At 43.4% G+C, this 23,429-nt stretch carries 20 protein-coding genes; 13 read left to right on the plus strand and 7 right to left on the minus strand.

Going from position 1 to position 23,429, the window contains the following annotated elements; translation table 11 throughout:
* Window position 1: 1 nt before the first annotated feature.
* A complete protein-coding gene (locus DQQ10_RS02785; protein WP_112745256.1) occupies window positions 2–766 on the plus strand; it encodes an alpha/beta fold hydrolase in 765 nt (254 codons plus the stop codon).
* A gap of 151 nt (window positions 767–917) precedes the next feature.
* A complete protein-coding gene (locus DQQ10_RS02790; protein WP_112745257.1) occupies window positions 918–1,667 on the plus strand; it encodes a hypothetical protein in 750 nt (249 codons plus the stop codon).
* Window positions 1,668–1,755: 88 nt separating this feature from the next.
* Here DQQ10_RS02790 and DQQ10_RS02795 read toward each other — a convergent pair whose 3' ends face one another.
* Complete coding sequence (locus DQQ10_RS02795) at window positions 1,756–2,493, minus strand: hypothetical protein (protein ID WP_245970243.1); 738 nt, start codon at window positions 2,491–2,493, stop codon at window positions 1,756–1,758.
* A gap of 74 nt (window positions 2,494–2,567) precedes the next feature.
* On the opposite strand from DQQ10_RS02795, the gene DQQ10_RS02800 reads away from it, so the two are divergent.
* Entirely contained in the window at window positions 2,568–2,972 is a 405-nt protein-coding gene (locus DQQ10_RS02800) for an OsmC family protein (RefSeq protein ID WP_112745259.1), read from the plus strand.
* On the opposite strand, the gene ytxJ is transcribed toward DQQ10_RS02800, so the two are convergent.
* From ytxJ to DQQ10_RS02815, 3 genes are all read right to left on the minus strand, one after another.
* On the minus strand, window positions 2,962–3,303 hold the full coding sequence (gene ytxJ, locus DQQ10_RS02805; RefSeq protein WP_112745260.1) for a bacillithiol system redox-active protein YtxJ: 342 nt from the start codon (window positions 3,301–3,303) through the stop codon (window positions 2,962–2,964). The genes DQQ10_RS02800 and ytxJ overlap by 11 nt on opposite strands.
* 3 nt (window positions 3,304–3,306) lie before the next feature.
* Window positions 3,307–5,661 carry a hypothetical protein gene (locus tag DQQ10_RS02810; RefSeq protein WP_133259511.1) on the minus strand — a complete coding sequence of 785 codons (2,355 nt, stop codon included), beginning with the start codon at window positions 5,659–5,661 and terminating at the stop codon, window positions 3,307–3,309.
* Between the two features lie 76 nt (window positions 5,662–5,737).
* Window positions 5,738–7,714, minus strand: a complete 1,977-nt coding sequence (locus tag DQQ10_RS02815) for an alpha-ketoacid dehydrogenase subunit alpha/beta (RefSeq protein ID WP_112745262.1) — start codon at window positions 7,712–7,714, stop codon at window positions 5,738–5,740.
* Between the two features lie 124 nt (window positions 7,715–7,838).
* On the opposite strand from DQQ10_RS02815, the gene DQQ10_RS02820 reads away from it, so the two are divergent.
* From DQQ10_RS02820 to DQQ10_RS02840, 5 genes are all read left to right on the plus strand, one after another.
* On the plus strand, window positions 7,839–10,871 hold the full coding sequence (locus DQQ10_RS02820; protein ID WP_133259512.1) for a sensor histidine kinase: 3,033 nt from the start codon (window positions 7,839–7,841) through the stop codon (window positions 10,869–10,871).
* 56 nt (window positions 10,872–10,927) lie between these two features.
* Window positions 10,928–12,166, plus strand: coding sequence for a M16 family metallopeptidase (locus DQQ10_RS02825; protein ID WP_112745264.1), 1,239 nt, complete (start codon window positions 10,928–10,930; stop codon window positions 12,164–12,166).
* A gap of 170 nt (window positions 12,167–12,336) precedes the next feature.
* Complete coding sequence (locus tag DQQ10_RS02830; protein WP_185147021.1) at window positions 12,337–14,049, plus strand: ABC transporter ATP-binding protein; 1,713 nt, start codon at window positions 12,337–12,339, stop codon at window positions 14,047–14,049.
* Between the two features lie 67 nt (window positions 14,050–14,116).
* Window positions 14,117–14,839: a hypothetical protein gene (locus DQQ10_RS02835; RefSeq protein WP_112745266.1), complete on the plus strand. Its 723-nt coding sequence runs from the start codon at window positions 14,117–14,119 to the stop codon at window positions 14,837–14,839.
* A 48-nt stretch (window positions 14,840–14,887) separates the two neighbouring features.
* On the plus strand, window positions 14,888–15,463 hold the full coding sequence (locus DQQ10_RS02840; RefSeq protein ID WP_112745267.1) for a hypothetical protein: 576 nt from the start codon (window positions 14,888–14,890) through the stop codon (window positions 15,461–15,463).
* Here the strand turns inward: DQQ10_RS02840 and DQQ10_RS02845 are convergent.
* Window positions 15,460–17,253: an ABC transporter ATP-binding protein gene (locus tag DQQ10_RS02845; protein ID WP_112745268.1), complete on the minus strand. Its 1,794-nt coding sequence runs from the start codon at window positions 17,251–17,253 to the stop codon at window positions 15,460–15,462. The genes DQQ10_RS02840 and DQQ10_RS02845 overlap by 4 nt on opposite strands.
* 153 nt (window positions 17,254–17,406) lie before the next feature.
* Here DQQ10_RS02845 and DQQ10_RS02850 point away from each other — a divergent pair, with 153 nt between their 5' ends.
* The 5 genes from DQQ10_RS02850 (at window position 17,407) to DQQ10_RS02870 (ending at window position 21,739) form a co-directional block, all read left to right on the plus strand.
* Entirely contained in the window at window positions 17,407–18,507 is a 1,101-nt protein-coding gene (locus DQQ10_RS02850) for a Glu/Leu/Phe/Val dehydrogenase dimerization domain-containing protein (protein ID WP_112745269.1), read from the plus strand.
* Window positions 18,508–18,677: 170 nt separating this feature from the next.
* Window positions 18,678–19,787 (plus strand): transcription antitermination factor NusB, encoded by a 1,110-nt coding sequence (gene nusB / locus DQQ10_RS02855; protein ID WP_165823775.1) that lies wholly within the window; start codon window positions 18,678–18,680, stop codon window positions 19,785–19,787.
* 105 nt (window positions 19,788–19,892) lie between these two features.
* A complete protein-coding gene (locus tag DQQ10_RS02860) occupies window positions 19,893–20,201 on the plus strand; it encodes a YtxH domain-containing protein (protein WP_112745271.1) in 309 nt (102 codons plus the stop codon).
* 19 nt (window positions 20,202–20,220) lie between these two features.
* A complete protein-coding gene (locus DQQ10_RS02865) occupies window positions 20,221–20,727 on the plus strand; it encodes a DUF1573 domain-containing protein (protein ID WP_165823776.1) in 507 nt (168 codons plus the stop codon).
* A gap of 100 nt (window positions 20,728–20,827) precedes the next feature.
* Complete coding sequence (locus DQQ10_RS02870) at window positions 20,828–21,739, plus strand: S66 peptidase family protein (RefSeq protein ID WP_112745273.1); 912 nt, start codon at window positions 20,828–20,830, stop codon at window positions 21,737–21,739.
* On the opposite strand, the gene DQQ10_RS02875 is transcribed toward DQQ10_RS02870, so the two are convergent.
* Both DQQ10_RS02875 and DQQ10_RS02880 read right to left on the minus strand, forming a co-directional pair.
* The gene (locus DQQ10_RS02875; protein ID WP_112745274.1) at window positions 21,731–22,351 is read right to left on the minus strand and encodes a LysE family transporter; all 621 of its coding nucleotides are present in this window, start codon (window positions 22,349–22,351) and stop codon (window positions 21,731–21,733) included. The two genes, DQQ10_RS02870 and DQQ10_RS02875, sit on opposite strands and share 9 nt — an antisense overlap.
* A gap of 31 nt (window positions 22,352–22,382) precedes the next feature.
* A complete protein-coding gene (locus DQQ10_RS02880) occupies window positions 22,383–23,426 on the minus strand; it encodes an ATP-grasp domain-containing protein (protein ID WP_112745275.1) in 1,044 nt (347 codons plus the stop codon).
* Window positions 23,427–23,429 lie beyond the last annotated feature (3 nt).

The following is a 23,429-nucleotide window of genomic DNA, read 5'->3' on the forward strand; positions in this document are numbered from 1 at the left end:
AATGACGAAAATTTTTGCAGACGTAAAGGGGAACGGTCATCCTGTGATATTGTTGCATGGCTTCCCTATGAGTCATCTCATCTGGAAAGATTTTTCGGCTGAACTTGCGAAAGATTTCCAAGTAATTACCCCCGATCTTCCGGGGTTTGGACAAAGTGATCTTCCCGGTCACCAAGTCTCCTTATCAGGAGTGGCTGATGCGATCGTCAATTGGATTCAAGCTGAAAAGATTATCAACCCAGTAATCATTGGTCATTCGCTTGGCGGCTATGTGGCGCTGGCGATGGTTAAAAAATATCCGGATTTCTTTTCTGGATTAGGCCTGTTTCATTCGACAGCACTTGCCGACACACCAGAGAGAAAGGAATCGCGGACAAAAGTTTTGGACTTTGTCGAGCGCAATGGTGCGGAGTCATTTAATACAAATTTTATTGAGCCATTATTCGCGACGAATAATAATCCCGCTATCTCAGACGTTAAGGAAATAGCAAAGCAGACATCTGCCAGGACAGTTATTGCCTATACTTTGGCGATGCGCGATCGAAAAAATGAAGAAGAGACGCTCGCGAAATTTCCGAAACCGATTTTTTTTCTTGGCGGTGAAAAAGATCAGGGAATTTCCCCTGACAGTTTGAAATTGCAAGCAGCGAAAGCACAACATTCTGAAGTTCATATCCTTAGTGATTGTGCGCACATGGCGATGTACGAACAAACGACGAAAGCTTTAACGATAGTAAGAGAATTTGTATACCGTTGTCATCAATAAGCAGGGCTTCGCATACTTTACCTTTGGCTTATTCCGCAAAACAGTGTTAAATTGGGGGTGATTTTCGCGCTCGCGTGTACCTGACACGTTAGGTTTAATTCATAATGAATTTTATATTTGCTAAGAGGAATAATATTAACCAACCCGTACCATGAATCAGATTGATCCAACGCAGTATGCATCTTGGAATGAAATGGCCAAAACCATCGCTCTCGTCGCCTGGGCGATATCCATTTTGATAGCCCTTTATCATGTGGTTAAGCTTGCTACGATGGGAGACGCGAAGTCGAAATACGATTATATCAACAGAATGGAGATCAAAACCCTTTGGTTGGCATCAATCGTGTTGATCGTAGGCTGCTGCTTCTGGGCTAACTCTAACATCGTTGAGCTCAACGCACTTTGGATTTTCGTACGCGGTTTCGTGACGTTTGCCATGGGAATGATCGTCGCTTTGATCATCCAAAACCTGTTGAAATTCTACTACCCTTTCTTCATCGAAAAAAGACTTAAAGTGCTTCGCTATAAGCCACGGGTTAGTCCTAAAACTGGCAAAGCAATGAAACTTCTCAGCGAAGAAGAAGAAGATGCTTACCTCGATGAAGGTATGCAAGCTGAAGAAGATGTTTTCTCTATCGACTACGATGTGTGGAAAGATGAAGAAACTGGTTATGTAAAAATCGAAAGATACTCTGGTCACTTGCATGCATTACAGTGCCCTGAATGTAACTATCAAACATTTAAAGTGGTTCGTGAGGAAATCCTTAAGGCACCATCACTTGATCAAGAAGGTGAGTTGTTGAAACACTACCAGTGCGGCTACTGCGGTTACAAAGCTAAGAAGACAGTAACCCTTAGAACGTCCCAAAAATTTGAAGAGTCATCTGCTGCAACAGCGTAAGACATCTAACATAGACAAAAGAAAAAGTCCTGGCAGAAATGTCAGGACTTTTTTTGTTTCAAATTCGGATCCGAGCAGCGCCCAAGTTCTATTTTCTCCCGCCATAGAAAAGCGTGATAAATAAAATTGGAAAAACCGAATAGGTTTTTGCTTCAGGCATCAATTCAATCTTTTTGGAATAGACATCCAGGAGAAATCCAGCTTCGAAACCAGTCACTTGACTTTTCGTCGTGCCCAACTCAAAATTTATTGCCGCTTTAAAATTCACGCCCGGAACGATCTTCGATTCGCCAATTCCTTGAAACAAACGACCCGTACCCAGGATTTGTCCTGTATTCATATTAGTGTTATCGGGGTCGTACTGACCAGTTGTTGTCCTTGCACCCCCGGGCGCAAGAGAATATTCAACATAATATGGAGCAACGACTCCGATTGATGGCCCTGCCGCAAAGACACTTTTAATTTCAACGCCTTGCTGCGATGCTTTTTTAAAAAGAATCAAATCGCGTCCGTATTGCAGGCGAATCGCATATAAATAATTGGCTTTTCCGAAAATGTAAAAGTTTCCACTATTAATGGCATTCACCCGACGTTCCAAACGATGCTTAACGTTCATCACTTCAACACCATATGTTTCTAAAACACGATCGTTCAATTTACGAGCCTTCTTAAATACTAGCCCTCCGATAAGTCCACCCGAAGTATTCTTATTGAATCCCCACGTAAATTCTGACTGATAATCGTAACTGTCCTGGGTTTGTGAATTTGCCTGAAAAGTGGTGATGGCCAACATTGTCAAGCAGAAGGAAATTTTAGCGATGCGCATTCGACCTCAATTCTTTAACAATAAATTTATGTTTTAATTTACCTAACGCAAATACATACTCTAAGTTATTCGACATGGTTTCAATGACAGCAATCTATTTGGGAGGACTGAGAACGGAAGCAACGCACCTTCGGTCGGGAAACAAAATAATAACAGATGCGCCTCCAGACAACAACGGACGAGGTGAAGCTTTTAGCCCCACGGACCTAACCTGCGCGTCTTTAAATAGCTGTATGATGACGCTGATGGGAATCCTGGCAGAAAGAGAATCTATAGATCTCACGGGACTCACCTCCGAAATTGTAAAAGTGATGGCGTCGAATCCTAGAAAAATTGCAGAGATACACATCACATTTACACACGCCTCGCTCAACGCAACGGATGCTCAAAAGGAAAAACTCAAAAGGGCCGCGTTAACATGCCCTGTAGCGCTAAGCCTCTCTGATAGCCTTGTTCAAAAGGTAGAGTTCAATTTTTAAACGATGACTGGAGGTGTTTGTAGTCAATATCGAAATGAGATCGATGATAGGTCGCCTTTCCCTTTTGTACGACGATAAGCTGCGGCGACTCATGTTCCACGGACAACAGATCTTGTATAGCATTTGAAACGTCGCGAAATGAAATGAGGTCTAGAAAATAGGGCTTAATGTGACCTACTTCATTTTCGTTCCAGTTTCGCTCTAAACGATCAAGCGCTGTTCTACTGATTGAGCAGCGTGTACTGTGTTTAAATATCAATACTGGACTTTCTTCCGATACTTGCAACAGTTCCTGTAACTGCTGCACGTTATTTAAATTATTCCACTGCATAAGTTAGTCATACCACAACCCATCTTCACCTTTATCATACCGCGGCTTTTTACCTTTTTCTTTCAAGTGTTCAGGCGCTGTTTCGTTTTTCTTAAATAAACGCGACCACCACAATTTAAAGTTCGTCATCGCATCTCTTTCTGAATCAACATTATTCTTATTGATCTTAACAAATTTAGAATCAGGGTGTAAGCGTTTGTTTTTTTCGAAGAGTTCAAATTTCTTCATCTTGATATTCCCCTGATAATCTGTTGAGCGTGCAAAGGCTTTCCCCGGCTCACGAACCTTCAATGCCTGATCGGCCGAACTTGGATTTTTAATATAGTCCCAATCACGGCGAATACTTCTTGAAAATTCACTTGCTTTAACTGATGTTTTAGTCGGCTTTATTCCTGGTAATGAACCTTCAGCGCCATGCTCTTTTTGACCGTATGCACGCTGCTTGACCTTTACTTGCAATTCTCCCGTTTGATAGGTACCACGCGTAGGCGCTTTTTTCAACAGCGATTCTTCCGCTGAATTTTTATTCTTCACATACTTACGCTGTCGCATCTTCACTTGAAGTTCGTCTGCCTCGTACGTTGATCGCGTAGGTGACTGCTTAGGCGTTGCTGTTTCTGGAAGGGATTTGTTCTTCACATATTTTCGTTGACGAACAACTACTTGGAGTTCACCAGTCTTAAAGTCTGATGAGGATGGACGCTTCTTTTTTAATGAGCCGTCGGCAGCCTTTTCGTTCTTGATATAGTCTTTCCAGAAACGTGGTCTTCTGATGTATCCCGTAAATTCTTCACCTTGATCATTAAATCCAGGGTCAGCCTGATAGCGTTTGAGTTTTCCAGGAAAGCCCGCGACTTCTCCGGCACGAGCACCACGCGGTGTTCGCGGGTTGAGTGCTTTTTCTTTGTTATTCCAAAGTTGCCCACTAACACTGCCGCCGCCTTTTACGGGTTTACCAGCTTTTATATTTCCTGAATAGCCAATCTTGGCAGCGTCTGCTCCTCGCGGAGTGCGCGCTGGAATTGCATTGCCTTTGTTGTTCCAAACTCTTCCACTAACACTTCCACCGCCTTTTAATGGCTTGCGTGTTTTCTTCGAACCACTGAATCCTTCACCTTGATCATTAAATCCAGGGTCCGCTCCAAAACGTTTTAGTTTGCCAGGGAAGCCGCCTACCTTTTGTCCATTGGCGCCAGGTGGTCGTACTGCTATTGGCGTGCGCCGATTATTCCATGATCCACCACTAACACTGCCTCCACCTTTGAATGGTCGTTGCGCTTTTATACGTCCGCGAAACCCACCAATGCCATTTGCCCCGATGCCAGGAGCACGACCAGGATTAGGTCTAAGTCCGACTCTTTTTTCACCAGGTTGTGATGCCGAGCGATATCCACCACCGGGGCCTCGGTAAGGTCGATCACCATAGCGGTCGTGTATTCTACGACGTGGAAACACAGGATCTCCAACCTGAGCATCTGGCTTACTTGATTTATTCCTATGACGAATTTTTCTACCTGTGATGTCGCCCGTCCAAGCATTCTCTTGGGTTCGCGGTGCCGGACGTTTAAACTTAGGTCCATTTGGATTTGGGCCGCGGTAAGGCTTATCGCTCACGCGTCTTGGTCGTGTGGCGCGTCCTCCCGACGACACGATGGCTGGCCGTGGCGTCTCAAAATTTTTCGTTCTCAATTTCCTACCGGCGATATCGGTTGTCACCGCGCGCTCTGGCCGTTTTTTTGAACGTGGGAAATTCGCATACACATTTATACTTCTGTTGCGAATGAATGATCGTGAAGCCGAGCGTGGAACGACTTTACGTTTCTTCTTCGGCGGTGACGGCTCCGGTCCTTGCAGTTTATTGAGTCTTGAAAGTGCGGCGCGATTGGACACGGCGCGCTGTGTATTTTTCGGAGCGCTTTTGCTCTTTACGCGCACATACCTACCATATTGAGGATAAACGTTCTTATTCTTCCCTGAATTACTTCTTACCGTTACACGATTTCCCGAGGCATTACCTTTCCAAGCGCGTTGTCTATCACCGGGATTTGTAACAGTTCTTGCAGGCTGGGGGTATACTTTCGTTTTTCCTGGCTTACTTGATCGACGTGCGCTGCCGGCGCGCGACGCGCCCTTACTCTGAGCTCGATTATAGTTGGGTGTCTTGGTTGCTGATTTCTTTTTCTTGAATGGAAGCTTAAATCGGCTTTCGCGCTTTTGGCCTCCGCTACCCTGCGGCCTATCCCCTTTCGTATTTTGAGCCATAGCAGGGAATACCAATAGCATCAGAATAATTACCAGTCCGATGAGTTTACAGGCATTCAAAAAATTAGTCTCGATATATGCGTGACGCGAGTTCAAAAAATTGGCGTTGAAACAAGGCAAGGTAATAAAATTATCCGGGTTTTAACCGACTGATTCCCTGGCTGTAAGTTCTTTAAAAATTAAGCAGAAATTCAATCTTCTCTTTTAACCTGATTTTAGGTAAAAAATTGTTTTCAAGCGTCGGTGCAAAGGGCACAGCGGTATCTAAACTCGCTACTCTAACAACGGGAGCGTCGAGTTCCGCGAAACAATGTTCCGTTATCCACGCACTGATCTCAGCACCAATGCCGCCTGTAAGCGTATCCTCATGAAAGATTAATACTCGATTTGTTTTTTTTACCGCCGCCATAACGGCTTCCTTATCCCATGGCAGTAAGGTTCTCAAGTCAAGAATTTCCGCTCGGCAATTGGCAATGTCACCCACTACTTCCAAGGCCCAATGCACGCCCATACCATAGGTGATGATGCTTAGATCCGAGCCTTCTCTTACAACGCACGCCTTTCCCATTTCAGTGGTGTAATATTGATCCGGCACAAAATCTTTAATGGATCTATACATGAGTTTGTGCTCGAAATACATCACCGGATTGGGGTCTTCGATCGCTGCACAAAGCAGTCCTTTTGCATCGATAGGGTTCGATGGGTACACAATCTTCAACCCAGGTGTGTGAAAAAACCACGCTTCGTTGCTTTGAGAATGGAAGGGCCCTGCAGCGGTGCCTGCACCCGTCGGCATGCGTACGACAACATCTGCATGTTGTCCCCAGCGCCAATGTGCTTTCGCGAGATTGTTTACAATTTGATTAAAGCCTTCGCTCACAAAATCCGCGAACTGCATTTCAACCATCGATTTCATTCCCTTTATCGATAGTCCGAGAGACGCGCCAACGATCGCTGACTCACAAAGGGGCGTGTTACGCACACGATCCTTGCCGAATCGCTCAACAAATCCCTCCGTGATCTTAAAAACGCCACCGTAGTCTGCAATGTCTTGCCCCATTAAAACCAGATTTTCAAATCGTTCCATAGACTGACGCAATCCGTCACTGATCGCGTCGATATATCTCTTCTCGGTTTTATTTCCTTTAGGCACTATTACTTCTTGCGAGAATGGTGCGTACACATCTTTCAGTTCATCGTCTGAATTAGGCTGCGGATGTTGTTCGGCGAAAGCAACTTCCAGATCATTCTCGATCTCTTTGCGAATTTCAATCCGAAGGTCGTCGCAGTACTTTTGATCAATGATACTTTCGGCAATCAAATACTGTTCGAAGTTTTCAACTGGGTCTTTTTTCGCCCAGGCATCCATCAGTTCTTTTGGAACATACTTCGTGCCCGACGCTTCCTCGTGGCCGCGCATGCGAAAGGTATTGCATTCTAGAATGATGGCCCGAGGTCGCTCGCGCAAACTTTCTGCAAGTGCGTGAACGGTATTGTAAACTTCCAAAATATTATTCCCATCCACTTGAATACCCTCGATACCGTAGCCGATAGCTTTGTCGACAAAACTTAAGCAACGAAACTGCTCGTGACTCGGCGTTGATAACCCATAACCATTATTTTCGATAACGAAGATCACAGGTAGATCCCACACGGCTGCCACATTTACGCCTTCATGAAAGTCTCCTTGACTCGTGCCACCATCACCATTGAAGACCGCAGTGACAGTTTTTTCTGACCGCAATTTTGATGCGAGGGCAATGCCATCAGCAACACCGTTTTGCGGACCGAGATGGGATATCATGCCGACAATGTGATGTTCTTTAGACCCAAAGTGAAAAGATCGATCACGTCCTTTCGTGTACCCCATTTTCGTACCTTGCCATTGTGCAAACAATTTATCGAAAGGCACGTTGCGTCCCGTGAAAACACCAAGGTTACGATGCATCGGCAAAATATAATCCGTTGGTTGTAGGGCTTGCGTTACACCTACAGCGATAGCTTCTTGTCCTATCCCACTAAACCATTTACTGATTTTGTTTTGTCTGAGGAGAATAAGCATTTTTTCTTCGATCAGACGTGGTAGCAAAAGTTCATAATGCAGCCTTTTCAATACATTGTCTGGAAGGTTTTTGCGATCGAATTTCATACGACTTATGTTGCGCACAAAGTTAAACGAGTTTTTGACTCTCCTTTGATGGTTGTGCCTTGCATTTGCTTTTCTTTATGACGAAAAAAAGTTATTATTCTATGCTGATCATAGCCTTAATTTGATGCGTTTGACAAGAGTTGGGATTGTTGTTGGTCTACTGCTGAGCTGTTCCGTGCACGCTCAGGAATATCGCTTTAAGCAATACCGTGTGGAACAAGGCTTACCAAGTGACGTGATCAAAGCGATTGCAGAAGATTCACTCGGATATTTCTGGATCGCAACAGATGATGGTCTTGTAAAATACGACGGCTTTCGATTCACACCTTATAAATCTGCATTTCATAGTCAATACACAAAAGGTTTTCTTGTCACAAAGAAAGGAAGACTTCTCGCGTTTGGAGATCTAGATTTAATTGAAATTAAAAATTTAAAAGATACCGTAATCTTTGAGACCCTGGCCATGGGAACGAGGAATCCAACAGACTCGACAATTTGGTTTCCAAAGGCCGCCTTCGAAGATCGTCATGGCAACATCTGGCTTGCTGAGCCACAATCGCTTACACGTCTGTCACAAAACAAACTTAAGCGATATGATCTTGGCACGCTCAATCGATCGACGGTCTTCATCCGATCTTTTATTTTGTTTGAAGATCGCCAGGGAATCTTGTATGCAATCAGTTATGCTGGCAAGTTGTTCCGATACGACGAACTTGACGATCGTTTTGAAGACATGGATGTACAACTACCCGAGGGTGTTAATCACGCGGCTTTTTACGACGACCTATTGTGGTTTGCATCAACAAGCGGTTTTTACAATTTGCACCTCAACAACGGAGAGGTCGGTGATGTGAACATGATATTGCCTGTTGAAAATGCATCGCACTTCTGTAAATCTCCCGACGGTGCGTGGTGGATCAGTACGTATGGCGATGATGCGTACAAGCTCTATCCGGACCAACGTCTCGAAGCGCTACTTTATAACTTTCAAGGAATCAACCAAAGCTATTTCAGTAAAGAGGGCGACGTTTGGGTTGCTACCGATAAAGGCGTTGTGCTTGTTCAGAAAAATCAATTCATCCTTGCCGATATAAATTCACAAGCCCATTTCGTAGAAGATATCGTGTACAATCACGATACCGATGTTCTCTACTATTGCTTTAAAGATAACCTGATCGCGCTAAAAAAGTCCTACGATGGTTTTACATGGGAAGGTGAGTCGGTGTATAACGAACAACGTGGTTATTTTCAGAGCTTACAATATGGTAAACGAGGTTTATGGGCAAGTAGTGCAACGCGTGTACTACTCTTTGTGAATGAAGCGAAAACTCGAGAATGGAACTTTGTAGACGATGGAAACTTTGTACATGACATCTTCTTAGATTCGAAAGAAGATCTCTGGCTAAGTCAAGCCGCGAGCAATCACATCATAGTGATCCGCAATAGAGATCTCGCGGTGGAAAAATTTGATGTGCCCATTTCAAACCAGAGTGAAGTGAATGTTGTGCGCGAAGGATTAGACGGTTTATATGCTGGCGCCAGCGGCCTCAATAACTACCTTTTCTTTAAGGCGGATGGTAGCAACACTTTCGTTAATGTGAGTAGACCCGTTACATTTAATGTTGAGGGTGATTTTAATATTGTCGACATCGCCATACAGGGAAATACGCTTTGGCTCGCCTCCACAGAAGGGTTGCTAAAATATGACCGCGAGAAAATAACTCGAATTGACCTGGGAGATGTATTTACCAACTTTTCGGTAACGTCTGTCGCACTGCTGGATTCTGCTAATATTCTTTTTTCAAATTCTCATGGTTTATTTAGATACAACGTCCAGCGCGGAGAGTATTGGCTATTCGATGAAAATGCTGGGCTGCCCTCGAACACCATTACCGATCACGGCATCTATGTAGACCAGAAAAAGCGAGTTTGGATTGGAACGTCATTCGGCTTGGCAACTGCCGTTCAGCCTGTCATCAACAATGGTCTTACGGTAAAACCAGTTTGCGTTGAAGCGCGTGTCAACGGTGTGGCTAAGCGCTTTGTCGATGGACTTAAACTACCGTATGGTGCGTTCGTTAATTTCCTGTTTTCGGCAATCACGTTTCCGGAGAATAAAATCATCATGCAATGGCGCATGGATCATGATTCCACCTGGCGCGTTGTAAGAAATCATGAAGTAAGCATTACAGATTTGAAGCCTGGTAAGCACACCATCGAAGTTCGGGCAAAGAAAAATTCGGGACAAGGATGGAGTCAATCCGAGGTGGTTACCCTCTTCGTCGATCGTCCATATTGGCAACATGCTGAGTTCGTTTTTTTGGTCCTCTTCATTTGTATCCTAATCGCTTGGATTTCGTATATCGCGACCTCGCGAATTATGAAGAAGCGAAAAGAATATCTTCAAAACCTCGTGCAAGAGAAAACCCATGATTTACAAAAAGCGAACGAAGAACTCCTTGTTCGCAATACTGAGCTTGACAGATTTGTGTATAGCGCATCACACGATCTTAGTGCGCCGTTAAAATCAATTCTCGGACTTATCAACGTCGCGCGACTTGACAAACCCAACGAACTTCAGACCCAGTACCTCGCCATGATGGAGCGCAGTGTACGCAAACTAGAAGATTTCATTAGGGACGTAGTGAGCTATTCACGAAATACAAGAATACCTGTTCGAATTGAAGGATGTCAATTTGAGGATATTGTTAGAAACTTATTGCATGATCATCAGTACACACCCAATTTTGAAAAAATAACTTTTACGATTACAGACACAACGCAGGGGTTACTGTTCACCGATCTTACACGGGTTAAAATCATCCTCAACAACCTCATCTCGAATGCTATCAAGTTTCACCGTTTCAACGATGCGACGATAAAACCGTTCGTAAAAATTTCGCTTACAAAAGATGATGCGAATTATTTGCTAACGGTCGAGGATAACGGCAGCGGCATAGAAGCAAAACACTTGGATAAAATATTCGAAATGTTTTACCGGGCAAGCGAAAAATCACAAGGTTCAGGCCTTGGACTTTATATCCTAAAGGAATCGGTAACAAAGCTGAACGGAACGGTAGAGGCAAATTCGGCTATCGATCAAGGATCGCGATTTACCATCACGTTGCCAATACCATCCGTGGCACCCACCGTTTAAACCATTTACAAACGGCAATAGAAGATTTCAAATCAGTTGCTATTTTTACACCCTTCATGATCAACTTTACAGAATTCACGCTTTCTAACGGCCTCAGGGTGATGGTCCACGAAGATCACACCGTTCAAATTGCCGTAATGAACATACTTTACGACGTTGGCTCCCGTGATGAGCATCCTGACAAAACCGGATTTGCCCATCTTTTCGAACATCTCATGTTTGGTGGTTCCAAGAATATTCCAAGCTACGACGAACCACTGCAGCGCGTCGGTGGTGAAAACAATGCATTCACCAACACCGATATCACGAACTACTACTTAACCGTTCCGGCTTCCAACATTGAAACAGGATTTTGGCTAGAAAGTGATCGCATGATGAGTTTGTCATTCGATCCAAAAGTTCTGGAAGTACAACGGAAGGTCGTGATCGAAGAATTTAAGCAACGCTACCTCAATCAACCTTATGGAGATGTTTGGCTTAAACTTCGTCCGCTTACCTATAAAGTACACCCTTATTCATGGGCTACTATCGGCAAAGAAATTAGTCACATCGAAAACGCTACGCTAGATGATGTAAAGGATTTCTTCTTCAAATATTATACACCTTCAAACGCAATTTTGGTTGTTGCCGGAAATGTGACGGTAGATCAAGTGAAGAAACTCAGTGAGAAGTGGTTTGGGCCAATTGCATCGCCAAAACTTGCCCACCGAAATCTTCCGCTCGAACCGAAGCAAATCACCAAGAGGTTTATGGAAGTGGAGGCCGACGTACCTGCGAATGCTTTTTATAAAGCGTGGCACATGCCCGGAAGATTTCACCAAGATTACTACGCAGCAGATCTCTTAAGCGATGTTCTGAGCAGAGGGCAGTCCAGCATTTTGTATCAGAAACTGGTGAAGGAGAAAGAGATCTTTACGTCAATATCATCCTTTGTAATGGGTACTATTGATCCCGGCTTACTCGTGATGAGTGGCCGCCTAAAAGAAGGCATTAGACTTGAAGATGCGGAAAGTGAAATTGGCGAAATCATTTCATCTGTGCTGAGTAGTGGTGTTCACGAGGGTGATCTTGAGAAGGTGAAAAACCAAGCAGAATCTACGTTGGAATTCGGTGAGATAGAGGTGATGAACCGTGCCATGAATTTGGCCTTTGCAAAACTATCCGGAGACGCGAACCTCGTCAACGAAGAAGGTGCACGGATTAATGCCGTAACCACAGATCAAATACTTTCTGTTGCAAAGGAAATTTTGCAGGAGTCGAACGCAAGCACAATGTACTATCGCGCAAAAAAATAAGCGCAAATTTTCGCTGTTGAATCCATCGATCAAATTTGTTCGTACTTATCGACTGAAGCCCTTGTATTGATGATTCTGAAAGGCTGTAATTTATATATGACAAAGTTTTTGTGGAGAAAGAAAAAGTAAGCAGCGGAAACATCATCGATTGGTCAGTCCTTCGGCGACTGATGAAATTCGTAATGCCTTACAAAGGGCGTTTCATCCTTGTTGTGTTGCTAACATTTTTGTTGGGCGTACTTACACCGACTAGGCCGTTCCTCATTCAGTACACGATCGATCACGACGTTGCCGCGGGCGACTACGGTGCCATGGTGAACATGATGTGGTTACTACTGGGGCTACTGGTTATAAATTCCATCGCTCAATACGTGCATACCTACGTGTCGGGCTGGCTTGGGCAACAAGTCATTCGCGATATACGCGCCAGGCTTTACCAACATATCATAAGCCTTCGTTTACGATTCTTTGACAAAACACCAATTGGGCGACTCGTCACAAGATCTATTTCGGATGTCGAGACGCTGTCGGATGTATTTAGTGAAGGACTTGCCGCGATGGTGGGCGACCTACTCCAAATCCTTTTTATTCTTGCTTTCATGTTTTGGTCTAACTGGCGGCTGTCACTGCTCAGTTTATCCACCATTCCGCTATTGCTTCTGAGCACATACGTCTTCAAAGAAAAAATAAAAGTAGCTTTTAACGATGTGCGAAACGCCGTAGCGAATCTCAACACGTTTGTGCAGGAGCATATCACAGGGATGAACATTGTGCAAATTTTCGGAAGCGAGAAACGTGAGTTTGAAAAATTTAAACAAATCAACGAGGAGCATAAGCAATCTAATCTAAGATCCGTCCTCTACTACAGTGTGTATTATCCCGTAGCAGAAATTATCGCGGCGTCGGGAATTGGTTTGCTGATTTGGTATGGTGCGAAAGGAATAATGGACCAGCAACAATCTAGCATCACGGTCGGTGAGCTCATCGCATTTATCATGTACATTCAGATGTTCTTCCGACCGATCCGAATGATCGCAGATCGGTATAACACGTTGCAGATGGGTATCGTCAGCTCATCCCGCATCATGAATTTGCTCGACGATCAAGAACACGTACAAAAAAATGGAAGCTTCAAACCGCATCATATCCACGGAAATGTTGATTTCGATAATGTTTGGTTTGCTTACAACGAAGAAAACTATGTACTAAAAAATGTTAGCCTTCACATGGCTGCAGGCGAAACCATCGCCTTGGTTGGTGCTACTGGCGCTGGTAAATCTTCCGTCGTTAATTTATTGAACAGATTCTATGAAATAAACAAAGGTTCGATCAAGGTCGATGGCGTTGATATTAAGGATTACGATCTTGGTCACCTTCGAAAGAATATCGGCGTTGTACTTCAAGATGTTTTTCTGTTCTCCGACACCATTCTGAACAACATTACGTTGGGTAATGCTGATGTAACGGAAGCAATGGTTTGGCACGCAGCAGATCTTGTTGGCGCACGAAAATTTATAGAGCGACTTCCCGGAAAGCTTTCGTATAATGTAATGGAGCGTGGGGCTACGCTTTCCGTTGGTCAACGGCAGCTCATCTCGTTCATACGCGCGATGGTTTATGATCCAAAAATTCTGGTGTTGGATGAAGCGACATCATCTGTTGACAGTGAGACGGAGGAAATGATTCAGCAGGCCATCGTGAAAATGATGCATGGTCGTACCTCTATTGTTATTGCACATCGACTTTCTACTATTCAAAAGGCGAACAAAATCATTGTGCTCGACCATGGTGAAATTAAAGAGTCGGGTACACACGAATCGTTGCTGGCACACAACGGGCATTATGCGCAACTCCACAGGATGCAGTATAAAGAGTTTATTTAATGCCAAGATCGATCAAGCGACAGGCACTGAACTGGTCAGCGATTGAAAACCGTTATATTTGCATTTTATGATCGTGCGTGCAACAATACTTGTGTGTATACTTAGTGTAATCAGCCTCAATTGCTGGTCACAGAAAAAAAGGGTCACGCATTCTGGCAGTAAGCACAATCGATCGGGCTTCAATGGATCAAAATCAAAAGGCAAGAAAATAGCTTGTCCTATCTTTGAAGATAGTCAGTATCCCTATCATGGGTTGGGCTTTAAGTTGGGCGACCCGTTCGCATTTACTTACAAGTTCTATCCTTCTAAGAAATTTGCTTTCGCCGCAGACCTTGGCAAAGCAGCCAGTGGGTTATACAATCGCTACTTCCGCGAAAAATTTAGTGAGTACCAAAATTTCGACACACTTACCAACAACTCGTTTGTACGCTATTTGAGTCATCGCGTAAAGGGCGACTTCATTGGCGAAATTAAAGCACTCTATCATATCGACGGGAAAGGAATTTCTCCCGGGTTGCAATTTTATATTGGTGCGGGTTGGGAATGGAAAAACACGCGGCTTTCTTACGACTATCTCTACGAAGGTGGTGCTGCAGGTTCAGAAACACTCCCTGGCAACTACCAGGTTTATCGTGGTACGCAAGGCCCACAAGGCGTACTTGGAATTGAATACTCCTACTTCAAACTCCCTATCTCTGCCTTTATGGAGCTTGAATATTTTGCTGATGTGCAAGCCGATCCAGGATGGCGCAATGTAGAAGGTGGCGTAGGATTACGTTACATCTTCTGATTATGCGGAGAATTTTGCAGATTTACAGTCTGTATCACACCGATCCTCATGAAAAAAATTGCCTTCTGCTCCTTATTCCTCCTCAACACATTCATCGTCGTCGCTCAGCATAACGGTCTGGGTATACGCATTGGCGAACCGATGGCCATCACCTTTAAGCGATACCTTCCGTCAAACAGAGCATTGGAGTTTATGATCGGCACAGCACCGAATGTTTTTGCATCTACTTACTACGAAAAGCAGTTTAACCGTCTTTATGACGACCTTGAGTACAAAGACCATGAAACACGAAGTGTATTTTACACGGCGGCACGTTACCTGTTTCAATTCCAGGTTCCAACTGAAGGAATCGAAGGGAAACTAGATTGGTATGTAGGCTTTGGTGGTGTGATTAAAACTGCGCGTGTTGAATATTTTTATAGAGACTTCGACATCAACGGCCGCGATATTTTTTCTACCAAGAAAAGAGATTTCGACGTCGGCCCTGAAGCTATTGGCGGACTTGAATTCACATTGCAGAATATCCCACTCGTGGTTTTTGGCGAGATGAGTTTCTTTTTCGAAGTGTCGAACCGCGCTTCGATGCGTGTATTTCCAGGCATTGGTGCACGATACAGTTTCTAGCTCGTTTTTTCCTCAGCTTCCTGTAACACCTGCTTTTCATAGAGATCTTTGTAAACACCCTCACGACCAATCAGTGATTCGTGTGTTCCTTGTTCAACAATGCTGCCGTCAACAAGTACAATAATTTTATTAGCAAGTTTTGCAGACGAAACACGGTGAGAAATAATAATCGTTGTTCTTCCTCGCATGATGCGTTTCATGCTGTTAAGAATATTGTTCTCGGTCTTTGTATCAACTGCAGACAACGCATCATCCAATATTAAAATCTTTGGTTCTCTCACAATTGCTCTCGCAATCGAGACACGTTGCTTTTGGCCACCCGAAAGCGTAATGCCTCTTTCTCCAACGCGTGTTTCAAAACCTGCCGCAAATTCCATAATGTTATGGTACACGTCTGCATCTTTCGCCGCTTGCTCTATTTTGCTTTGGTCAGAATCAACAGTTCCAAACGCGATGTTGTTGGCAACGGTATCGCTGAAAAGAAATACATCTTGTGGCACGTAGCCAATTTGTTTTCTCAACGATGTGAGGTTGTAGTCTGCAATCGGAAGGTCGTCGATCAACACTTCACCTCCACGCGTGTCGTACAAACGCGAAACCAAACTAGATACCGTACTTTTTCCCGAACCTGTTGTTCCAATGATTGCTAATGATTCTCCAGGTGCTATCGTAAAGGAAATATCTTTCAGTGCTTTGATGCCACTATCGGGATATATGAACGTGACATTTTTGAATTCAACTTTTCCGTTGATCTCGCGAACCAAATCCTTCTCGCTAACGATGTTGGTTTTTGTTTTTAAGAACTCATTAATTCTTTTTTGAGAGGCTTCCGCACGTTGAACAAGACTACTCGTCCATCCCAATGATGTTACGGGCCACGTGAGAATGTTTACGTACATGATAAACTCTGCAATAACACCTAGCTTTAGATTACCATTAATAACCTCCATGCTCCCGGCATACACGGTTAAGATTGTGCTCACGCCAATCAATGCCATGATCACCGGATAAAACATCGACTGTATCTTGGTTAACTTGAGTGATTGCTTTTTGTAGTCATCGAGTTCACGGTCAAATTTTTCCATCGACTGCGCTTCTCGATTGAACGACTTCAGTACACGAATACCACTAAAGGCTTCTTGCACAAACGTAGAAAGACGCGACTGATGCTCCTGGATTTTTTCTGATCTCCGTTCGACAATATTGTTGACGTAAAAAATACTTAATGCAAGAAATGGCATGGGGCTGAGCGCGTACCAACTTAACGTTGCACTTTTATGAAACATGAACGGAATGAGCATCATAAAGAGCGTGATGAGTGTCAATCCATACATGATTGCAGGACCGAGATACATTCTTACACGGCTGACATCCTCAGAGATTCTGTTCATCAAATCGCCGGTGTTATTTCTGCGATAAAAACTCAAGGGCAGCGACTGATAATGTTCAAATATTTCGTTCTTAAGATCGTACTCGATCAATCTCGACATGACGATCAAAGTTTGTCTTACAAAATATAGAAACACCCCTCGAAGAAAGGCCATCAATACGATCAATCCGGCAAAGACCATGATGCCAAAAGCCACAACGGTAAAGAACTTTTGCTGCGTTGCTGATTGTCCGAGCGATTGATAGATGTTAAGATTATCAACCACATAGTTAATCGCATCTCTGACGAGCATTGCTGGAATAATCTGGAAGATGTTGGAAATGATGACGAAGATTGTTCCGAGGAGAAAATGCCACTTGTATTTAAACAGATATTTATTCAGGTACTTCAGTTCGCGCATGAAAAAAAATTTGGTGGACCCACGTCAAAACGAAATATCCTACCAAATGTTAGTGCAAACGTTTGAAGGACCTTAATTTTGCACATCCTTAGTTGGATAACGCCCTTTCTCGGAGGGTTTAAAACTACAACAACAAACGCAAAATTAAATCGCATGGAGATCAAAGAACTGGAAAAAGTGCAGCACGCGGGTATCTTCGGAACCCTCTCACAACTGGGACATGAGCAAGTGGTATTTTGCCATGATGAGGTAACAGGGCTGAAATCGATCATTGCAATTCACAATACTGTGCTTGGTCCTGCACTGGGTGGAACGAGAATGTGGAATTATGCGACAGAACAAGAGGCACTTACAGATGTTCTTCGTCTTTCGCGCGGAATGACTTTCAAAGCATCCATCAGCGGAATTAATCTCGGCGGCGGAAAAGCAGTAATCATTGGTGACGCAAAAACAATGAAGACAGAAGCATTTCTTCGTCGCTTCGGAAAATTCGTAAACAGCCTTAACGGAAAATATATAACAGCAGAAGATGTGAACATGAAAACTTCCGATATGGAATACCTTTTCATGGAGACAAAACACGTTACCGGTCTTCCTGAATCGATGGGGGGCGGCGGTGACCCTTCACCTGTCACAGCATATGGCGTGTACATGGGCATGAAAGCTGCGGCGAAAAAAGTTTATGGGAACGACAGTCTAACAGGGAAGCGTGTAAGTGTGCAAGGTGTCGGTCAAGTGGGCATGCACCTCGTAGAATACCTTGTAAAAGAAAATGCTGACGTGTTTATCACCGATATTTTCGAAGATAAAGTAAAGGAGCTAGCACAACGATTTAACGTAACAGGTGTAGGGCAGCAAGAAATTTATGATTTAGATGTAGACATTTATGCGCCATGTGCGTTAGGTGCAACCCTAAATGACAATACTATTCCAAGATTGAAGTGTAACATCGTAGCAGGTGCAGCCAACAACCAGTTGAAGGAAGAAACGAAGCATGGCTATATGCTACTCGATAAAAGTGTAGTTTATGCGCCAGACTTTCTGATCAATGCTGGTGGACTAATGAACGTTTATCAGGAATACATGGGTAACTATAACCGTAAACGTGTGTTTGAGCAAGCGGAGAAAATCTACACAACGTGCTTAAACATTCTGAACCTCGCAGAAGCGGACAAAATTTCTTCGCAAGAAGCTGCCATACGGCTGGCGGAGAAAAGAATCGCCGACGTTGGTCGAATTAGAATGTCCCGATAAGGAGAAATTCGCGCCAGCATCCAGAAATGCGCGATAAAGCAATATTTTAACCTAAACTTTGAGGCATCCCGTTGGCGAACCTGACGGGATGTTTTATTTTTACGGCTCATTGAATCAACTACTCGTCGTTCTTTATCATGCTTAACAGAAGAAGTCTCCGGATTAAAGTAATGCAGAATCTTTTTGCGCTCCAGCAATGCAAAGATGCCAACTACGAATTATGTCTGGAAAATATTGGTGAAGCGTTTCTTCCAGATCTTAATTCGATGGAAGTACAGGACAAAGCTGCCTTAAACGCTCAGAAAAAAACTGCTACTAAACTTTTTGAGAAAGCCTTCGGCAAAGGCGAAACATCTGTCGATAGTGACGATGAAAAAATCAAAAAGACTGTTAACGCTGCGTTTCTATTTTATGCGAAGCAATCCAAGAAAGACACTGATTTCTTCAGAACAAGCCTCATCAGCGAAATCGAAAAAATTTATGATCAATACATTTCCGTATTGAGTCTGGCTACAGCGTTTGCAGAACTCGCAGAAGCCGACAAAAAAGTATCGCACAAGAACTTTGTTCAAAATACTTGGATCAAAGCACTTCAAAAAAATGAGGAGCTCAAGAAGAACGCCTTGAAGATGGGACGTCATTGGCAAGATAAACTCGATCGCGTTAAACTTTGGTTCCGCGATGTAGTACGCCAAGACAATGAATATTTAAACTATCTCGACAAGAAAAGCCCCTCCGCCGACGATCAGAAAAAGTTTGCAAACCATCTCTTCAAAAAAGTGATCCTTGGCAAGACTGTTATCAATGAACATTTCGAAGAAGAAGTGCTTCGCTGGGCAGAAGACAAAGAAATTGTGCGTGGCCTTATCGAAAAAACCATCAAATCGTACGACCCTGACACGATGCCGAATGGTATAGCACTTCACACACTTTCTATTAACTGGGAAGAAGATAAAGAGTTTATTGAGATACTGTATAAGGCAACAGCGGACCTCGACGGTGAATACAAAACACTCATTGCCAATAATACACGCAATTGGGAGGTCGACCGCCTACCGCTTACAGACCGTATGATCCTGGAAATGTCGATTGCTGAATTTTTGAATTTCCCGAACATTCCGGTAAAGGTTACCATCAACGAGTACATTGAGCTGGCCAAAAACTACAGCACGCCTAAAAGCCGACAGTTCATTAATGGTATCCTGGATGTGATTGCAAAAGAACTCCAAGACAACGGCACGCTGAAGAAAAGCGGACGAGGATTGATGGATAACAAATAGGTAAAATTCCGGCACAAATTTTAATAACCGGACATCCAAATCTGTTTGTTAAACTTTGTTAAAATTTTGAATTTGCGTCTTGACGTAATTTAATTTAAACGTTTTATGAGTAAAAAGAGTGGAAGTTTATTGATGGCCTTTCTAGTGGGAGCAGCGACAGGTGCAGTGCTGGGCATTTTATACGCACCAGACAAGGGCTCGAACACTCGGGAAAAGCTTTCATTTCAATTGGATAAATACCGCAAAATGCTTCAAGAGCTTGTAAATGATTTCGTGACTGGTAAAGAAACGCCGCTCACCTCTGAAGCAAAATCGCAAGGTCAGAAAGTCGTAGATGAAGCCAGAAATAAGGCTGAGAAATTATTGGAAGATGTTGATGAGCTGTTGGAACAAATCCGCGGCAAAAAAGCTTAAAATAGGAATTGAAAAAAATATGAAAACACAGATAGTAAGATCACTTGTCTTTACAGCACTTGTGGCGTTAACGCTCGGTGCTTGCAATAGCAAAGACGCTGAAAAGAAAATTGCCGCTGCAGAAGAGCAACTTCAAAAATCACCAGCGCCTACAGCGACAGTACCTCAACCTGAAGCAAAGCCGGAAGGTCCGCTTCCTGCGTTTCAATTCGAAACAACGAAACATGATTTCGGCACACTCAAAGAAGGGGATCCTGCGGAATTCACTTACAAATTCACCAACAATGGTGCAGCACCGTTAGTGATTTCGTCTGTTAAACCTTCTTGCGGCTGCACGGTACCTGAGTACTCTCAACAGCCAATTGCCGTAGGTGGAAGCGGATTCGTGAAAGTAAAATTCGACACGAACGGTAAAAGCAACGTGCAAAACAAAACTGTTACTGTGATTGCGAATACTTACCCTAAAGAAATCACGTTGAATTTTACGGCGGTTATCGTACCAAAAGCTGGACCATCAGCAAAATAAAAGTATTGCTTAAACGAATGAAAAGCTGCTCGACTTAAGGGCGGCTTTTTTTATTTATGGTGGCATAAAAAGTTTCTTCATCCTCTCTATCTTTCTTCCCATGATCCGTCCTCCTTTCCTTCAAGCCGGCGACAAAATTGGAATGGTCGCCCCTGGCCGAAAAGTTTCACCAGCTGATGTTGACATCGCCACGCAACATTTTAAATCGTGGGGACTGGAAGTTGTTCTCGCTCCAAATCTTTTCAGCCGCGATGAATATTATCTCTCCGCTACTGATGATCAAAGAATGGAAGACTACCAACAAATGCTGGATGATCCGCAGATAAGAGCCATCGTTAATGCGCGTGGCGGGTATGGGAGCACACGCATTCTTGATCGATTGGATTTTACCGCCTTCACGAAAAATCCTAAATGGATCGTCGGATTCAGTGATGTCACTGCGATTCATCTCGCGGTACATCGACTCAACGTTGAAAGCATTCATGGAATCATGCCAATTGTGTTTGGAAAAAATGATGCCCCCAACTCAATCAATTCTCTCAAAAACACCCTGTTTGGTATCTTACCCGATATTGATTTTCAGTCAAGCTTACCCAACCGCGAAGGCGCAGCGCGCGGAATTGCAGTCGGTGGAAACTTGTCGCTCGTAGTTGATTCAATCGGAACATCGTCGGATGTAGACACCGATGGTAAAATTTTGATTCTCGAGGAGGTTGATGAATACCTGTATCGTATGGATAGAATGATCGTTCACCTGAAACGCGCGGGAAAATTAAAAAATCTTGCTGGGTTAGTGATCGGTCATATTACGGCGCCACTTGACACAGAGTTAAACTTCGGATACAATTTTCAAGACATCATCACAGAACATGTCAAAGAGTACGCGTTTCCAGTGGCTTTCAATTTCCCTTCCGGTCACGAAAATCCAAATTTATCGTGGTTACATGGTGCGCATGCATCGCTTAGCGTGAGTGCAAACAAAGCAGGTTTATATTTTAACACGCTAGGATAAAAAGAAGTAGTCCACAAATCCGTAAAGACCTAAGGCGAGAAGCATGTATCCAGGTATTTTTTTCAGTTTACCCGGATCGCCAAATCGTACAACAATTTTTTGTGCGAAGTACGTGAAGATTAATAGCAATGCGACTGTGCCGAGTGATATCCCTAACAAGTAGGCATGTAATTCCCACGCCGTTGAAACCGTAAGGCTCCATTTCTCTTTTAAGTAAGCCGTTGCTACGATCCAAAACGGTATTGCTTGTGGATTTAAAATACTAAGCACAACACCACGACGGAAACCACTTTTATTAAAACCCTGAACAAGCGGAGATGCCTGCTGTTTTGCTGGCAACAATGTAATCACGGCAAAGATTGTAATGGCAACCGCCGTGATGAGTTTCATGTTTGCAATAATTACAGGCGAGGATGTGACCATATCGGCAAAAATTACCGAGATCCAAGCATAAGGATATTCAACGATTGCAACGGCAATGGTAAAGCGTATGGCTACCTCAATTTGTTTGTTGAGTCCAAGTTGAAAAACAATGAGATTAAGTGATCCCGGTGGTATAGATCCGATGAATGAAAAAACAAAACCTAAAGTAAACGCGACAACTATGCTCATTCGCGAAAGATAGTAATATCACGTCATGAAATTAAGCTGCGGTTCTCTGCTTAAATTTTTTATAGTGCTGTCGTGCTTCACCAACCGTCGTGAATCTAAAACCGCGTTGAGCATTTTTTTGTGCGATAAGAAAAATGTTTTTCCAATGTGACATTAATACCTTCATTCCTTTTAACAACGGGAAGCCTGGTTGATAAATATGTGCCGGCTCGGCGCCACACCCATTAAGCTCTAATATTTTAACATTGCCTTTGTACAAATCTTCGAGTGAAGCAACGCGAAGGTCGAAACGTCCGAAATAAAATCCCTCGATCTGTTTACTGATTACATCGAATGCATCAGAAAGTTCGTCATTAATCAGATGAGAACCATCCAAAAACTTTGTGCCGAGACAATGGTTGCCAATGGATACGAGCTCTAGCTTCTCACCTTCATGAAGTACCTCCTTAAGTCTATCTGCAAATGTCAGCTTCAATTTATCCCACTGAAGTTTTGCGCGATCAAGATTTAGGATTAAGTCTTGTAATGTCGTCTTACCATCGCCGGTTACGGAGAGCATTTCCTTCATCGTTACAGAAGTAACACGTCCTTTCTCTTGATCCGGAAAACGCGTGTAAAAAACACCAAACTCTAACGGATATGAAACAAGATCCTGAATAAGAAAATTGAATTTCATTTTCTGAATATAATTTTCAATGTCTTGATGCGAGGTAATTCGCTTCACCATAAATCCGCGTTCACCCAGTTCGGGTTTAAAAATTAAAGGAAGTGATAGTCCATTATTTTTAATCTGCTGAGCAACTTCTTCCGCGTTCGTCGGCCCAACAATCAAGAAAGTTTGAGGAATGTATTGCTTCGGAATTTTTTTGATAACGTCAAACTTCGATTCTCCAAACATACCTCCCATCGTTATGCCCGGATTCGATCCAGAAAAGAAAATGAAAGAACGTGCGCGCAACGACAGCCAGATGTAATATAATATCACGGGAAACTGCACGATGCCAAATGGCCAATACTCCCAATGTCGAAGCTTAATAAAAAAATTGCTTCGATAGATCTTCTCCCAAAATGTCATTTC

Origin of the sequence: Pseudochryseolinea flava (genome assembly GCF_003286915.1) — a bacterium.
Taxonomy (GTDB): domain Bacteria; phylum Bacteroidota; class Bacteroidia; order Cytophagales; family Cyclobacteriaceae; genus Ohtaekwangia; species Ohtaekwangia flava.

What these genes read in the sequence shown, in the direction of transcription:
- DQQ10_RS02835 (WP_112745266.1), top strand. Translation starts at nt 14,117, where the DNA reads ATGATCGTGCGTGCAACAATACTTGTGTGTATACTTAGTGTAATCAGC.
- DQQ10_RS02800 (WP_112745259.1), top strand. Translation starts at nt 2,568, where the DNA reads ATGGTTTCAATGACAGCAATCTATTTGGGAGGACTGAGAACGGAAGCA.
- DQQ10_RS02860 (WP_112745271.1), top strand. Translation starts at nt 19,893, where the DNA reads ATGAGTAAAAAGAGTGGAAGTTTATTGATGGCCTTTCTAGTGGGAGCA.
- DQQ10_RS02830 (WP_185147021.1), top strand. Translation starts at nt 12,337, where the DNA reads ATGAAATTCGTAATGCCTTACAAAGGGCGTTTCATCCTTGTTGTGTTG.
- DQQ10_RS02845 (WP_112745268.1), bottom strand. Translation starts at nt 17,253, where the DNA reads ATGCGCGAACTGAAGTACCTGAATAAATATCTGTTTAAATACAAGTGG.
- DQQ10_RS02795 (WP_245970243.1), bottom strand. Translation starts at nt 2,493, where the DNA reads ATGCGCATCGCTAAAATTTCCTTCTGCTTGACAATGTTGGCCATCACC.
- DQQ10_RS02790 (WP_112745257.1), top strand. Translation starts at nt 918, where the DNA reads ATGAATCAGATTGATCCAACGCAGTATGCATCTTGGAATGAAATGGCC.
- DQQ10_RS02865 (WP_165823776.1), top strand. Translation starts at nt 20,221, where the DNA reads ATGAAAACACAGATAGTAAGATCACTTGTCTTTACAGCACTTGTGGCG.
- DQQ10_RS02815 (WP_112745262.1), bottom strand. Translation starts at nt 7,714, where the DNA reads ATGAAATTCGATCGCAAAAACCTTCCAGACAATGTATTGAAAAGGCTG.
- DQQ10_RS02850 (WP_112745269.1), top strand. Translation starts at nt 17,407, where the DNA reads ATGGAGATCAAAGAACTGGAAAAAGTGCAGCACGCGGGTATCTTCGGA.
- ytxJ (WP_112745260.1), bottom strand. Translation starts at nt 3,303, where the DNA reads ATGCAGTGGAATAATTTAAATAACGTGCAGCAGTTACAGGAACTGTTG.
- DQQ10_RS02785 (WP_112745256.1), top strand. Translation starts at nt 2, where the DNA reads ATGACGAAAATTTTTGCAGACGTAAAGGGGAACGGTCATCCTGTGATA.
- DQQ10_RS02875 (WP_112745274.1), bottom strand. Translation starts at nt 22,351, where the DNA reads ATGAGCATAGTTGTCGCGTTTACTTTAGGTTTTGTTTTTTCATTCATC.
- DQQ10_RS02840 (WP_112745267.1), top strand. Translation starts at nt 14,888, where the DNA reads ATGAAAAAAATTGCCTTCTGCTCCTTATTCCTCCTCAACACATTCATC.
- DQQ10_RS02820 (WP_133259512.1), top strand. Translation starts at nt 7,839, where the DNA reads ATGCGTTTGACAAGAGTTGGGATTGTTGTTGGTCTACTGCTGAGCTGT.
- DQQ10_RS02880 (WP_112745275.1), bottom strand. Translation starts at nt 23,426, where the DNA reads ATGACATTTTGGGAGAAGATCTATCGAAGCAATTTTTTTATTAAGCTT.
- nusB (WP_165823775.1), top strand. Translation starts at nt 18,678, where the DNA reads ATGCAGAATCTTTTTGCGCTCCAGCAATGCAAAGATGCCAACTACGAA.
- DQQ10_RS02825 (WP_112745264.1), top strand. Translation starts at nt 10,928, where the DNA reads ATGATCAACTTTACAGAATTCACGCTTTCTAACGGCCTCAGGGTGATG.
- DQQ10_RS02870 (WP_112745273.1), top strand. Translation starts at nt 20,828, where the DNA reads ATGATCCGTCCTCCTTTCCTTCAAGCCGGCGACAAAATTGGAATGGTC.